The following is a 15,739-nucleotide window of genomic DNA, read 5'->3' as shown; positions in this document are numbered from 1 at the left end:
TTTTTTAAAATTTAAGTTTAGCACCAACACTAAATGTTCTTCCGAAACCATAGTATACTAATGCTGTTCTAGAATTAGAGCCAGCTCCATCTTGAGCATCTGCAATATATTCTGTATCAAAAATATTATTAATTCTTCCTGTTAACTTTGCCTCAAAAGGTCCAAAATCAAAACTATGAGATAAAGCTGTATCAAAAATACCATAAGCTGGTACTTTCCATGCATCTGGAGCTCCTTCTACACCTCTATCACTTGGATCAAAATCTGCATATAAGTTAGCAAAATAATTATAATCTACAGACAATCTAGTTTTTGGTGTAAACTTATAATTAGCCCCTAAAGCCATAGTTGTTTGAGCTGCATCACCAACATGTAAATCTTCTATAAAAATATCTACTGTATCAACTAAGTTTTGCTCTTCATCACGAATTTGTACATTCTCAACATTATTTTCCCATCTCCAATCTCCTAAAGACACCATACCAGTTATATTAAGTTTATCTGTTGGTTTGTATACAAAATCAACTTCAATACCCTGGTGAATAGCATTTACACCTAAAATATTAGCTGTAGCTCTAGTATCATCTGGTTGTTGGAAACTTACTGTTTCTGTTCTATCTCTCCAAGCCGTTCTGTATAAGTTAACATTAGCAGATAATTTTTCTCCTCTAAACCCGTAACCTAATTCTACACTAAAAATCTTTTGATTTTCTGCATCTGCATTAATGTTATCATTACTAAAATTTTGAAATACAGCATCAAAATCTGCTGCTTTTTCAAAATAACCAATATTCATAAAGACGTTATGGTTTTCATTTAAACGATAGTTAGCCCCACTTTTTGCGCTATAACCTAAGAAATTATAATAATCTGTTTCCTGTAATGGATCAGTATCTAAATAGTTAAAATAATCTATTCTCTTGTAAGATGTGTTAGATGCAGCTACAGATAAAAAAGTATTAAATTTTTCATTAATATCATATTCTGCCTGAGCAAATACGCCAAACCACCCTACTAAACCATCATTATAGTAATTAATTTTATCGCCAACTTGAGCAATTCCTAATGGATTATTTTCATTAGATCCTGCATCAGCATAGTATCTACCTCCTAATAAATCTGTTACTTCTTGAAAGTGTATTCCTTTGTAGTTTCTATAATCTACACCTCCTAGCAACACTAAGTCATCTGTTAAATCTGTCTTTAAAGTAGATAATACTCCATACCAATTATGGTCATTACGAGATGCTCTTAATATTGTTTCTGAACCGTTAGCTCCTAGAGCTTCGTTTTCATCTACAATTACATCAAAGTTTATAGGTCCATAAAGCCCTGTTCTATATGGGCTAACTCCATCTATACCATCTGGGCTAAGCTGAAATTTATTAACACCTCTAATACCGCCTCCACCACCAGATCCAAACGACACGTATGCAGCTGTAGATAAAGATGTTTTATCACTGATATCCCAATAGTGATTTAAAGAAATTTGTGGCTTGTGATAAAAGTTATCTTCTTGAAAAGTTACTTGACCATTTTTATATCCCCAGTCAGAATTAAATTTTCTTCCTCTTTCACTATTTCTATACGTTTCTATTAAGTGTCTATTTTGTCTCTGACCATGACGCTGCTTAGCACCAAAAGCTGTAAAAGACAGTTTATGATCTTCATTAATTTCTTTAGATAAGTTTACGAAATATGATACAGAATTAAACTGGGTTCCATCTACATAACCATCTCCATCTGTTTTTGCGGCAGATACTGTTGCTGCAAAACCATTTTCTAGTAAGCCTGTAGAATATGTTAATCCGAATTTTTTATATCCATCATTTCCTAATGTAGAATATACATTACCTCCAGCTTCAATATCTGTTGTTTTTGAAATAATATTAATTGTTCCTCCAACTGAAGGTACTGCTACTTTAGATGCTCCAAGTCCTCTTTGTACTTGCATAGAACTTGTTACATCTCCTAATCCAGCCCAGTTACTCCAGAATACACGACCATTTTCCATATCGTTAACAGGAACACCATTAATCATAACTGCAACATTTTCTGAGTTAAAACCACGTAAATTAATACGTCCATCTCCAAATCCTCCACCTGCTTTAGTAGCATAAACTCCTGGAGTAGATTTTAAAACTTCTGGAAATTCTTGAGTTCCTAATTTTAATTCAATGTCTGCAGATCTAATTGTAGATACTGCAACAGGCGTTTTTCTATCTACTGCTACAGAAGCAATAATATTTACTTCTTGTAATCCAAATTCACTTGGCGCTAAACTAACTTCTCCAAGATTAGTATCGCTTGTTATTGTGAACTCTTGCGTTAAATACCCTACATAAGAGATTGCTATTTTAGTTTCGCTTGCGTTTGTTGTTAGACTAAAATTTCCGTCAAAATCTGTAGAGACTCCATTAGAGGTTCCTACTTCAATAACGTTAACACCCGGTAAAGGCGTGTTTGTTTCTGGATCTAATACAGTACCTGTTACTGTGCTTTGAGCCATTGTAATTGCAGAACATAGTAGCGTGACTGCAAAAAAGAAAAATTTGAAATTGTTCTTCATTTTGTTAAATTAAAATTGATTGGTTTAAATTTTCGGCAAAAATACGAATAAATTATGCGCGCATATTAACTTAAGGTTAACATATTTTTACATCTATGAAGATAACAACTAAATTACTGATAATAAGACATTAACAAACAAAGCTATTAACAAACCTTTTAACATTATTTATCTTATTTTTTTAAAGAATTCTATAAGATTTTGTGTTGAAGCATCATGATTCGCAATAGTGTTAAAATCAAATTCATTTAAAATTTCACTAGCTAATTGCTTACCAAGCTCCACCCCAAATTGATCATAACTATATATATTCCAGATAATTCCTTGTACAAAAATTTTATGCTCGTACATAGCTATTAATTTTCCTAAGCTTTCTGGCGTTAGCTTTTTTATAAATATAGAATTAGTTGGTTTATTACCTGCAAAAATTTTAAAAGGAGTCAGTTCTTCAATTTTATCTTTAGAAAGGTTTTGACTTTCTAATTGTTTTACAACTTCTGCTTTTGTTTTGCCATTAAGCAAAGCTTCTGTTTGTGCTATATAGTTAGAGATTAGTTTATCTTGATGGTCCTGATTACCATGAAGGCTTTTTCCAAATCCTATAAAATCTGCTGGTATTATTTTTGTTCCTTGATGAATAAGTTGAAAAAAAGCATGTTGAGAATTCGTTCCTGGTTCTCCCCAAATAATAGTTCCGGTTTGATAATTCGTTGGTTTCCCATTCCTATCTATACTTTTTCCATTACTTTCCATTATACCTTGTTGTAAGTATGTGGCAAATTGGTTTAAGTATTGAGAATACGCTATTACAGCTTCACTCTCTGCTTTAAAAAAATTATTATACCAGATTGTTAAAAGAGATAATATTACTGGAATATTAGACTCGAAATCCTCAGTTTTAAAATGGTTATCCATCTTATTAGCTCCATCTAAAAGGCTATTAAAATTATCATAACCAACTGCCAAACTAATAGTTAATCCTACAGCACTCCAAAGTGAAAAACGACCACCTACCCAATTCCACATTGGGAAAATATTAACCTCATCTATACCAAATGCTTTTACTTTTTCAATATTTGTAGATACTGCTACAAAATGTTTTGCAATAGCTTCTTGAGAACCATGATTTAGAAACCACTCACGAATTGTATTCGCATTAGATAGCGTCTCTTGAGTTGTAAATGTTTTTGAAACTATTACAAAAAGTGTTGTTTCTGGGTTAAGTTTTTTTATCACTTCATTGACGTGATCTCCATCTACATTACTTACAAAATGTGTTGTTAAATGATTTTTATAATATTGAAGTGCATCTACCACCATTGCTGGTCCAAGATCACTTCCTCCAATACCTATATTTACAACATCTGTGAATGCTTTTTCTGTATAACCTTTTCTTGTTCCGTTAACAATATTACTTGTAAAAGCTTCAATTTTTGTTTTAACTTCAAAAATCTCAGGCATTACATTTTCACCATCAACTAAAACAGTATCTGTTTTTTTTCCTCGAAGTGCTGTATGCAATACTGCTCTTTCTTCAGTTTTATTAATTACTTCTCCGTTATAATAAGCTTCTATAGCATCTTTTAATTTTACTTCATTTGCTAAACTTAAAAGTAATTTAAAAGTTTCTTCTGTTATTCTATTTTTAGAAAAATCAATATAAAAGTCTTCCCATTCTATAGTATAATCATTCGCTCTATTTTTATTTTTAGCGAATAAATCTTTCATTTCTAAATCCTTTACCGATTTAAAATGTTCTTCTAATGCTTTCCAAGATTTTGTAGTTGTTGGATTAATAGATGGTAACCCCATTTAATATTTTTATGTTAAAAGTTTATTATCTCCAGATTTAATTAATAAACTATCATTTTCTATTTTTTCAATACGAGGCATAGGATAATCTATAGTATCTAGCTGAATTTTTAATGGTTTTATATACTCTAGAAATTCAATTTTTAAACTATCTGAAATTGGTTTTGCTTCTGGTAATTTTTCTTTAAACGGATCTACTTGCCTTCCATTCTTCCAGAAACGATAACACACATGCGGACCAGAAGTATTTCCTGTCATTCCTACATAACCAATAACATCTCCTTGTTTAACAAAATCCCCTACTTTTGCTTTTCTACTTTTCATATGCAGATATTGTGTAGTATATGTATTATTATGCTTTACTTTAACGTAATTTCCATTACCACCTCTTCTAGCAGACTCGACAACTGTTCCATTTGCAGTAGCCATAATTGGCGTTCCAATACTAGCAGCAAAATCAGTTCCTTTATGTGGTCTCACTCTATTACCATACAAAGCAATTCGTCTTTTCAAATTGTATCTTGATGATATTCTACTAAAACTAACTGGTGCTTTTAAAAAAGCACGACGTAAATTTTTAGCTTCCTCACTAAAATAATCTCTTATTCCTAAAACCGAATCTGTTTCAAATTCGAAAGCATAAAATGGTTCTTTATTATGCTCAAAATAAGCTGATTTAATCTCGTGAATACCAGCATATATAGAATCGTCTATATATTTCTCTGTATAAATAACTTTAAATTTATCGTTTTTTTGAAGTCTAGAAAAATCAATAGTCCAAGCATAAATATCGCTCATTTTTAAAGCTAACATAAATGGTTTTCCTTGATCATCCATCGCTTGAGAAATATTAGAAGTAATGATTCCTGAAGCTTCTTTTTCTATATACTTTATTGGCTTAGTGCTAGTATAGGCTTTAATAGAATCTTGAAAATCAATTACAACATACTTTTCTTTATTTGGCTGATATATAAAACACTTTGGCTTTTGCAATGAATCATTAGAACAGAGTAATGTATATGGCTTACCAATTTGTAGTTTTCTAATATCAAAGCTATCCTTTGATTCTTCGGCTATTTCAAATATTTTAGGGTAACTAATATTATTGCGCTCTAAAATTTGCCCAAAACTATCCCCAGATTTAATAGTATCTCTTTTAACAACATAGTCATTAAGGTTAAAACCAAATTCGTAAACATCCTCAGGTTCATCAACTAAAACTGTATCTAAATTTTGTGGTATTACAACATCTTCTTTACAGCTAAAAGCTGTTATAATACAAAATAGTAGTATTAAATATTTTTTCCCCAATCTTCCAATTCTTGCTTGCTCCATAAATCTGGAAAAAAGATTCTTCTTTGATATTTTGGATGCATATATTTTACCCATTCGCTTCCTCCTGTTGCTTCAGCTGTTTTTCCACCAATATTTAGATAGTGATTTGCTGTATTATAATGTGCCATTACCCAAGTAATATTTACTGTGTAGTCATAATGACGCATTGCTTTTACTAAATCTTCATCTTCTCTAACCTCTTGTGGTAGTTTTTTGAAAATAGTCCACAAATTATGAGTGTTAGTGAATTGTGCAAATCTAATAAATTCGTCTTTGTATTTCTCTTCAAAAGCTGTTAATAAATAGCTTTTCTTTCCAGTTTTATAATCTTTTCCTGCTGCTTGCCAATATAAATGCTCAAAAGCATGCTCAAAAGGCGTGTTTCTATCTATGGTTTCTCTAAATCTATTATCTATTAAATTAATAAGCTCTGTTGAAGCAAATTCAATTTTACGATATTGACCACTTTGAAAACCACTAGCTGGTGTTAAGGTATTTCTAAACTTGTTATACTGTTCAACGTCCATACCATCCTTCATAACAGTAAAAGAAGATGTTAACACATCAAAATAACGGCTAATCCTCATCATTTTAGTTTCGAAAAAAGCAGCTGTCATATTTTCTTCATTTGCTACTTGATCTATTTCCCAGAGAATCATTTTAAACAATAACTCATTGACTTGATGGTACATTAAAAACACCATTTCATCTGGTAATGTTGTACGCTGTATTTGAAGGTTTAAAAGCGCATCAGTTTGTATATAATCCCAATAAGTTATTGGTTTACTATGCAACATCCCATCTAAGTGAATGTTTACATTTTGATCTATCGCTTTGTATTTTTCTTCTAGTTTCTCGGTTAATTCTTGGTCTATACTCATTAGTTTTCGACAATAATTTTAAATGGATATTTAAGTCCTTTCCAAGCCACTAAATCTGCTCTTAAAGAACCAACAGCCAAATCTGCTTTGATACGTAAAGGTATCTTATTTTTATCTTTTGTAACCCAAAGTGTTAAACTTTCTTCTTCTTTAAAAACACGTCCTGCCATAACATAGGGTCTAAACATTAGTGATTCTACTTTCTTACCATTTTTTAACTTAACAATATCTTCTCCTAAATATTTAAGTTTAAAACCATAATTCTCTTCATCAAAAAACATATTTGTTTTTATTTCGTCTCCAGGTTTTAATGTCTCGATATCTATATTATTTCTTAAATAATAATACATAGAGACCATATCTTGTACGTTTGGCTCTGTATCTATTGTTTTTTTACTATTATATTTTTTATTGTGAACAAAAGCAGTTCGCTCTTTATGATTAAACTTAATTTCAATGTCTTTTTTATGTCCTCCTTCATCAATTTTTCTAATAAATTTATAAGGAATAATTTTATTAGCGTCAAAATAACTTTCGTATCTATCTTCAACCTTAAAAAACCATTTTATTGCTCCTGTTGTCCACCCTTTTCCAACGACATGAAATACTGGTTTACCATCAAGTTGTTTTTCTTTAACAGAAAGTGTTGCGTTACCCGCTTTCATCCAGCCACTATAACTCATCTTAAACTTAAACCATTCTCCAGATTTAAAAGCACCCACTTGTGCAGATGATAAATTGAAAGCAAAAATTGCAATCATTATAAATGTAAATTTTTTCATAGTCAATGTGTTGTTATAAACAACTTTTAAGCTGAATATTTATTGTTCTATCTAGTAGATTACAATTACTATTCCAAAAATATAAAACAAAAAAACACCACAAAGCTTATTCGTAGTGTTTTTAGTGATTATTTAACTTAAGATTTACAAAGTACCTCTTTTTGCCTGTTCTCTTTCAATAGACTCAAACAATGCTTTAAAATTCCCTGCTCCAAAACCTTGAGCTCCCATTCTTTGAATAATTTCAAAAAATAATGTTGGTCTATCTTCTACAGGTTTAGTGAAAATTTGAAGTAAATAGCCTTCTTCATCTGCATCTACTAAAATAGATAGTTTTTGAAGCTCTTTAATATCTTCTTTCATCATATCCATATGCACTCCTAATCGTCTAGGTATATCATCATAATATGCCTGCGGCGGCGGCGGCAAAAACTCAACACCTCTAGCTTTTAACTGTGCTACAGTTTTAATGATATCATCTGTTGCAACAGCAATATGTTGTACTCCAGAATCTTCGTAAAAATCCAAATACTCTTCTATTTGAGATTTTTTGGCAGCTTTTGCTGGCTCATTAATTGGGAATTTTATACGTCCATTACCATTACTCATCACTTTACTCATTAGCGCTGAATATTCAGTATGGATTTGCTTATCGTCAAAAGATAAAAAGTTAACAAAGCCCATAACATCTTCGTACCATTTAACCCATGTATTCATTTGACCCCAACCAACATTTCCAACCATGTGATCGATATATTTTAAGCCTACTGGCTCTGGATTATAGTCACTTTTCCATTCTACAAAGCCTGGCATAAATGCCCCATTATAGTTCTTACGCTCAACAAACATATGTACTGTTTCTCCATAAGTATATATTCCAGCTCTTACAACTTCACCAAACTCATCCTTTTCAACAACTGGTTCCATATAGGATTTAGCACCTCGTTTAGTGGTTTCCTCATATGATTTTCTTGCATCATCAACCCATAAAGCAACAACCTTAACTCCATCTCCATGTTTTACTATATGATCGTTTATTTTAGATTGGCTATTTAACGGGGTTGTTAAAACCAAACGTATTTTATCTTGTTTTAAAACATAACTAACAGAATCTTTAGATCCTGTTTCTAATCCTCTATAGGCATAAGACTGAAAACCAAATGCTGTTTTATAAAAGTGTGCAGATTGTTTTGCATTACCTACATAAAATTCTACATAATCTGTTCCTAATAATGGCAAAAAATCTTGTGCCTCTTCAAATATTTTTTCTAAACCGTAGTTTACTGATTTTACTTCTTTTTTACTCATGAGTAATATATTTTGATATTCCATGTCTATTTGGAATACGATTTTTAATAATTAAATGGATTCCTGTTTCTATCAGAAATAATATATTTTAGGTTAATGCTCTAACCATGATTTATAGTAATCTTCATCAGCAATTTTCATAGCTTCTTCAGTTACCATTAGCGGCTTAAAAGTATCCACCATAACAGCCAATTCTTCAGTTTCTGTGTGACCAATACTTCTCTCTGTAGCTCCAGGATGTGGTCCATGTGGAATGCCTGCTGGATGCAATGAAATATGACCTTGATCAATATCATTTCTACTCATAAAATCGCCATCAACATAGTACAAAACCTCATCACTATCTATATTACTATGATTATAAGGAGCTGGAATACTTTGCGGATGATAATCGTATAAACGAGGTACAAAACTACAAACTACAAAAGCATCAGTTTCAAAAGTTTGATGTACTGGTGGTGGTTGATGAACTCTACCTGTTATAGGTTCGAAATCATGGATTGAAAATGCATAAGGATAGTTATATCCATCATAACCTACAACATCAAAAGGGTGTGAGGCATAGACCATGTCAAAGATTTCATCTTGTTTTTTTATTTTCATTAAAAACTCACCAGACTCATTATTTGTCTCTAATTCGTATGGTCTGCGAATATCACGCTCACAAAATGGAGAATGCTCTAATAATTGGCCAAACCAATTGCGATAACGTTTTGGCGTATAAATTGGTCTTCTAGATTCGACTATAAAAAGTCGATTATCTTCAGTATCAAAATCTATTTTATATATAATTCCACGAGGAATTAATAAATAGTCACCATATTTAAAATCAAGGTTACCTAAATGCGTTCTTAGTTTCCCCGAGCCCTTGTGGACAAAGATTAACTCATCTGCATCACTGTTTTTATAAAAATAATCTTTAGTAGATTGTTTTGGCGCTGCTAAAATAATAGTACAATCTGTATTTGTTAAAACGGCCTTTCTGCTTTCTAAATAATCATTTTCTGGTTTTACTTGAAAGCCTCTAAAACGATAAGACTGTATATGATTTTTCTTTGCAATTTTTGGAGCAACACTATATTGTTTTTTAATTTGTTTTACTTGCGTTGGTCGTTGTTCATGATACGAGTTTGTACTCATACCATCAAAACCAATGGTTCCAAATAATTGCTCGTAATATAAAGACCCATCTTTTTTTCTAAATTGAGTGTGTCTTTTGGGTGGAATATTTCCTAATTTATGATATAATGGCATAATAATTCATTTTATAATTACACAATAGATTAACTATCAATTATTTAGAATCATTCAGGATTTCTTTTAATAAGAAATTTTAAGAAGGTTAATATGTCTTGCCAATAATATTTCATTACAATACAAATATCGTGATTTTTTTGCAGTTACAGAAATGGTTTTAAAACCAAAAACTATTTGCACTATCTATGAAACTTTTATTAATAATTCCGAAAAAAGTTATGACTCTACTTTTTTAATAGAATTATTTCTTTTTTAGTATGACTCAATATTTTATAATATATACTATTTAATTGTAATACATTTTTACTTATGTTACACGGAACAACTATGGTTTTATGCCTATCATTTACTGCTAACTCAATAGTTTCACAGCTTTTATCATTTATAAATTTAAAGAAATGCCTATATCTCGCAGGAGGCATTTCAAAATAAGTTGTACTTCTATATATTAAAGCTCCATTTGGTAAATCTTCTGAACTTAATTCATAAGCATGAAACCACACTCCTTCTGGGAAATTATTCTTTACGCTTTTATCACAATTGAGTATTAAAAAAAAAGAAAAAAATATGAAAATTCGCATAGTTTAAATATAGTTACGCTAATTTAATAAAATAACTTTATGAAATACTTATTTATCTTTACTTTACATTTTTTAGGTTTAGAGTATAAGTTTCAAATTGGTATTACTAGCTTTAAACCTGCATTGTTTTATCATGGATATTTGTGGCGTACACAACAATTTAATAACGCCGAAACGTTTTCTAAAACTTTAATTCTTCCACAATTCACCACTAAGATTGAGTTTAATAATAGTGAGAAACTAAATTTTAGATATCGATTAAATGCACGTTTTTCTGGCGCTAATCAATTGGCAAATAATTTTGTGCTCTCTAGTTTTAATAGTGTTTATAGAGGCAATAATCAATTAGAGAACCAATTATATCACACAGCCTCTTTAGGCTACTATAAGTTTAGTTTATTTAGAGGTATAAATTTTAATATTAACACTAGTTATAATAAACGTATAGAAACAATTAAAACTACTACAGAACTTAATGGTATAAAATCGTTTAACACACCTATAGGTTTTGACCAGCCAGAACAAAACTTTAGCATTAGTAGTAGACTAACAAAAAAAATTAATAAAATACGTTATAAACTAAGTAGTAGATTCACTTATAATGATTACTTTCAGTTATTAAATGATGACGTAAACCTTAATATTTCAAAATCTATAACTTCCACTATTGGTTTAGAAACCTTGTTTAAAAATTTACCAAATATTGAAATAAACTACACTAAAGATTTTAATAATTACAAGACTCAAAACACAATCAATAAATTTGAAAATGATCGTTTAGAAATTAATTTAGAATATGATTTCTTAAAGGATTTTATCTTTAAAGCTGATTATACTTTTGATAATTACAATAATAAAAACCAAAACATCAATAATACTTTTGATACGGCTAACACCTCTTTATTCTATCAAAAAGAAGATAGCCCTTGGGGTTTTGAGATAAATGCTACTAATTTATTTAATGTGAGATTTAAACAGAAAAACTCTTTTAATTCTTTTTTAGTTAGTGATAGCAGAACTTTTATTCTCCCTAGAATTGCAATGTTAAAACTGAGTTACAAACTGTAAGTCAATATATTAATTCTTTTAATAAAGTTTCTGCTAAAACCAAAACCCAAGATTAAAGAACCAATAGCTTTGTTTAGATTCTGGAGAGTAAGAGTATCTTGCCTCCACAGGGCCAAAAAAAGTTTCTACCCCATAACCTAATGCATAACCAGAATAATCTGGTAATGAAAACCAATCTATATCTTCTGAACTAAATAAATTATTTTTCGCATTTGCATAATTTGCAGAAGCCAAAATATGTTGCTTTTTAAAAAGCTCAAAATCTAAATTTATTGTCGCTTTTAAGAAACTATTTGAAGACACAGATAAGTAATCTAAACCATAAAAAGATTTAAAGTTATTAATAAAGTTATTTCCATAACCTCCTAAGACAAAATTGAAAGGCATATCGTCTCTTTCATTAATTGAAGTTCCAGCTTCTAATAAAATATTACTACTAAATTTTGATGAAAAACTATAGGCATATCCTAATTCTGCCTGTATCACCGAAAATTCTTTAAAATTGTTATTAAAGTCTGAAGAGTATAAATAAAGATGAAAATCACTATTAAAATAAAATCCCTCTTTAGGGTAGTGTTTATTATCAAATGAATCATATTTTAAATTCCCGTAAGCACTTAAATAATCACTTTTATCAAATATTGTTTTATTTTGATCACTAGAAGACAACACTGTTTCAGTAGTAATTTTATAGCGTTTATGTTCTAATCCAAATATTAATGACAAATCATTTTTATATTGTGTTTGCACAAATACTTTATTAGTTAAATCTGATACTTTAACACCTAATTTATTTACTCCTGCACTCTCCAATTGTTCTGGTGATAATAATATTGAAGCTGCCACATCTGTTTCAAATTCATTATATCTTGACTTTAAACCGTAACTCCAATAAATTCCTTTATCTACATAGTATTCAAAATTATATCTTACATTATCTCCTGCTATTAAATCTAGAGACATAATATCACTTTTAAATAGGAATTGTTTTTTTGTAATATTAGCTAATAACGCGCTTTTATATAAACCATCGTAATGCAAACCAAATTTTAATGATGTTGTCTTTTTTGTTTCTCTAACTTCAGCATTAATATTATAACCTCTAACTCCTTCTTTAGTTGCTGGCTGTAACTTATATGTAAAACTATCAAAGTTATTGGTTGCAACTAAATTATTTGTCCCACTAATAAACTTATTATAACTTATTTTTTGACCTGGTCTTAACTTTAATTTCCCTATAACATAAGACCTAGTATAATTATTTAGTCCTTTTATATTTATATCGAGTATTTGTAAACTATCTGGAACTTCATGGCTTTTAAATTTAGGTTTTTTTAAAATTTGTCTTTTTGCCAATTCTTGTAATTCATATGTTTTTAATTTAGCAGCTATTACTCCATTCTCAACAATTTCTTTAGCATAATCAAAAGAAACGACATTAAATTTTGTAATATCCGGCTTAATATAAATATCTGTTTTTGGAGCTTTAATTTTCATGTCATTTATAGTACGAAAATTATTAATTTGAAATAAAATTTCTGGAGCTGAAGACAAGTCCAATCTATTAGATAATCCATCTTGCACATCTACTCCTATAATAATATCCATTCCCTTTGCTTTAAGCTCATCTAAAGGATAATTATTTGTAACTCCACCATCTATTAATAATTGATCATCTATTAAAACCGGTTGAAATAAAGAAGGAAATGCGCCACTAGCTTTTACTGCTTGTGCTAAGTTTCCTTTATCTAATAGTACAGGCTGACCATGTTCAATATCTGTAGCTATACAGAAAAACGGAATAGGAAGTTTACTAAAATCTTCTACTTCATTAACATGCATGGTTAATTTAGACAACAAGTTAAAAGTGTTTTGCCCTCGAGATAATGCTGAAGGCAATTTAACTTCAAAATTATTAAACGGAAGTATTACAGCGTATTTTTCACTATTCTCTCTTTCATAAAATGTTTTTGCCGCTCTTGGAATATCATCGTTAAGAATTTTATCAAAATCTACAACTCTAAAAATTGAATCTAGTTCTTTACCAGAATACCCTGAAGCATATAAAGAACCTACAATAGCACCCATACTTGTTCCTGCAATATAGTCTACCCTAATCCCTAAACTATCTATTACTTTTAATACCCCAACATGAGCTAATCCCTTTGCTCCACCACCACTTAATACTAAGCCAACCCTAGGCTCTTTCTTTTTTATTTCTTGACCATAAACATTAATATTTATAGTTAATAATAGTAAAATTACGATTATAAATAATCTCATTTAATCGGTTTCGTTTTTATGATAATAGCTATATATTTTTTCTGCTCTAGAAACACCAACAACATTCTCTAATTCATCTAATTTAGCATTGGCTATTCGTTTTGCGGATTTAAATACTTTTAATAAATCTACAATAGTTTTTTCACCAATTCCAGGAATAGTTTCCATTTCTGTATTTAACGCTTGTTTGCTTCGTTTATTTCTGTGATGTTCTATTCCAAATCGATGCGCCTCATTTCTTAACTGTTGAATAATTTTTAGTGTTTCGCTTTTTTTATCTAAATATAATGGAATTGGATCATTTGGGTAAAATAATTCTTCCAAACGTTTTGCAATTCCGATGATTGCAATTTTTCCTCGTAATTCTAAAGCATCTAAACTTTTTAAGGCAGAAGACAATTGTCCCTTACCTCCATCTATAATTATAAGTTGCGGCAAAGGCTTTTCTTCCTCTAATAATCGTTTATACCGTCTATACACGACCTCTTCCATAGAAGCAAAATCATCAGGCCCAATAACTGTTTTAATATTAAAGTGTCTATATTCTTTTTTACTTGGTTTTCCATTTTTAAAAACAACGCAAGCTGCCACTGGATTAGTACCCTGAATATTAGAATTATCAAAACATTCAATATGTCTTGGCTCTTCGCTTAATCTTAAATCCTTTTGCATTTGAGCCATAATTCGCTTCACATGACGATCTGGATCTGTAATTTTCACTTGTTTAAATCGCTCCATCCTATAATACTTTGCATTACGAATAGATAAATCTAAAATATGCTTTTTATCTCCTAATTGTGGTAATGAAATTTTCACATCATCGCCAACATCTACTTTAAAAGGCACATAAATTTCTTTAGAGTTTGAATTAAACCTTGCCCTAATTTCTATAATAGCTAGCTCTAGTAATTCTTTATCTGTTTCTTCAAGTTTCTTTTTTATTTCTAATGTATGTGACCTAATAATTGAGCCATAAGAAATTTGAAGAAAATTGATATAACCATAGCTTTCATCACTAACAATAGAAAAGACATCTACGTTACTAATCTTAGGATTAATTATAGTAGACTTTGCTTGATAGTTTTCTAAAACCTCAATTTTTTCTTTTATTTTTTGAGCTTCTTCAAAATGCATAGCTTCTGCCAAATCTTTCATTTGCTGTTTAAACTGGCCTAGAGATTCTTTAAAATTTCCTTTTAAAATCTCCCTAATTGCTCTTACATTTTCATGATAACTTTGCTCTGTTTCTAGCCCTTCACACGCGCCTTTACAATTACCTAAATGATACTCTAAACAAACTTTAAATTTACCTTCTGCTACTTTTTTTTGAGATAATTGATGGTTACAATTACGTAAAGAATATAACCCTCTTATTAAATCCAGTAAGGTTTTTACTGTCTTCATACTAGTATAAGGACCAAAATATTCGCTTCCATCCTTAATCACTCGTCGTGTAGAAAACACTCTAGGAAAACGTTCTTTTTTCACACAAATCCAAGGGTATGATTTATCATCTTTTAATAAGACATTATATCTTGGTTTATATTTTTTAATAAGATTATTTTCTAATAATAAGGCGTCTTTCTCTGTTTCAACTACAATATGCTTAACATCTACAATTTTTCTAACTAAAACTCTGGTTTTACCATTCTCATGGTTTTTGGTAAAATACGATGTTACTCGTTTTTTTAAATTCTTTGCCTTACCTACATAAATAATATTCCCTTCGGCATCATAATACTGGTATACACCAGGAGATGTTGGTAGCGTTTTTAGTTGTATCTCTAAAGCGGTTTTACTCATTACTTCAAAGGTATATTAAATAGTAATATTGAAAAAATACATTAGGTTAATTTATTATAT

At 30.1% G+C, this 15,739-nt stretch carries 11 protein-coding genes; 1 reads left to right on the top strand and 10 read right to left on the bottom strand.

The window, feature by feature from the left end:
* Positions 1-4 precede the first annotated feature (4 nt).
* From Q0997_RS03715 to Q0997_RS03680, 8 genes are all read right to left on the bottom strand, one after another.
* A complete protein-coding gene (locus tag Q0997_RS03715) occupies positions 5-2,569 on the bottom strand; it encodes a TonB-dependent receptor (RefSeq protein WP_299884676.1) in 2,565 nt (854 codons plus the stop codon).
* A gap of 168 nt (positions 2,570-2,737) precedes the next feature.
* Positions 2,738-4,381 (bottom strand): glucose-6-phosphate isomerase, encoded by a 1,644-nt coding sequence (pgi, locus tag Q0997_RS03710; protein ID WP_299884673.1) that lies wholly within the window; start codon positions 4,379-4,381, stop codon positions 2,738-2,740.
* A gap of 9 nt (positions 4,382-4,390) precedes the next feature.
* A complete protein-coding gene (locus Q0997_RS03705; RefSeq protein ID WP_299884670.1) occupies positions 4,391-5,716 on the bottom strand; it encodes a peptidoglycan DD-metalloendopeptidase family protein in 1,326 nt (441 codons plus the stop codon).
* Positions 5,674-6,597, bottom strand: a complete 924-nt coding sequence (locus tag Q0997_RS03700) for a tryptophan 2,3-dioxygenase family protein (protein ID WP_299884667.1) — start codon at positions 6,595-6,597, stop codon at positions 5,674-5,676. The genes Q0997_RS03705 and Q0997_RS03700 overlap by 43 nt, the downstream gene beginning before the upstream one ends.
* Entirely contained in the window at positions 6,597-7,379 is a 783-nt protein-coding gene (locus Q0997_RS03695) for a DUF3108 domain-containing protein (protein WP_299884664.1), read from the bottom strand. The genes Q0997_RS03700 and Q0997_RS03695 overlap by 1 nt, the downstream gene beginning before the upstream one ends.
* Before the next feature lie 144 nt (positions 7,380-7,523).
* Positions 7,524-8,687, bottom strand: coding sequence for a 4-hydroxyphenylpyruvate dioxygenase (gene hppD, locus Q0997_RS03690; protein ID WP_299884661.1), 1,164 nt, complete (start codon positions 8,685-8,687; stop codon positions 7,524-7,526).
* 93 nt (positions 8,688-8,780) lie between these two features.
* Positions 8,781-9,941 (bottom strand): homogentisate 1,2-dioxygenase, encoded by a 1,161-nt coding sequence (locus Q0997_RS03685; RefSeq protein ID WP_299884658.1) that lies wholly within the window; start codon positions 9,939-9,941, stop codon positions 8,781-8,783.
* 227 nt (positions 9,942-10,168) lie between these two features.
* Positions 10,169-10,525, bottom strand: coding sequence for a hypothetical protein (locus Q0997_RS03680; protein WP_299884656.1), 357 nt, complete (start codon positions 10,523-10,525; stop codon positions 10,169-10,171).
* Between the two features lie 39 nt (positions 10,526-10,564).
* Here Q0997_RS03680 and Q0997_RS03675 point away from each other — a divergent pair, with 39 nt between their 5' ends.
* A complete protein-coding gene (locus tag Q0997_RS03675; RefSeq protein WP_299884653.1) occupies positions 10,565-11,593 on the top strand; it encodes a hypothetical protein in 1,029 nt (342 codons plus the stop codon).
* 33 nt (positions 11,594-11,626) lie between these two features.
* On the opposite strand, the gene Q0997_RS03670 is transcribed toward Q0997_RS03675, so the two are convergent.
* Together Q0997_RS03670 and uvrC are read right to left on the bottom strand one after the other, a co-directional pair.
* The gene (locus Q0997_RS03670) at positions 11,627-13,876 is read right to left on the bottom strand and encodes a patatin-like phospholipase family protein (RefSeq protein ID WP_299884651.1); all 2,250 of its coding nucleotides are present in this window, start codon (positions 13,874-13,876) and stop codon (positions 11,627-11,629) included.
* The gene (gene uvrC, locus Q0997_RS03665; RefSeq protein WP_299884649.1) at positions 13,877-15,679 is read right to left on the bottom strand and encodes an excinuclease ABC subunit UvrC; all 1,803 of its coding nucleotides are present in this window, start codon (positions 15,677-15,679) and stop codon (positions 13,877-13,879) included.
* Between the last annotated feature and the right edge of the window lie 60 nt (positions 15,680-15,739).

This window comes from uncultured Lacinutrix sp. (assembly GCF_947500325.1).
In the GTDB taxonomy this organism is placed as follows: Bacteria; Bacteroidota; Bacteroidia; order Flavobacteriales; family Flavobacteriaceae; genus Lacinutrix.
The sequence above is the reverse complement of the archived record's forward strand: the minus strand, read 5'-3'. Positions and strand labels throughout refer to the sequence as shown.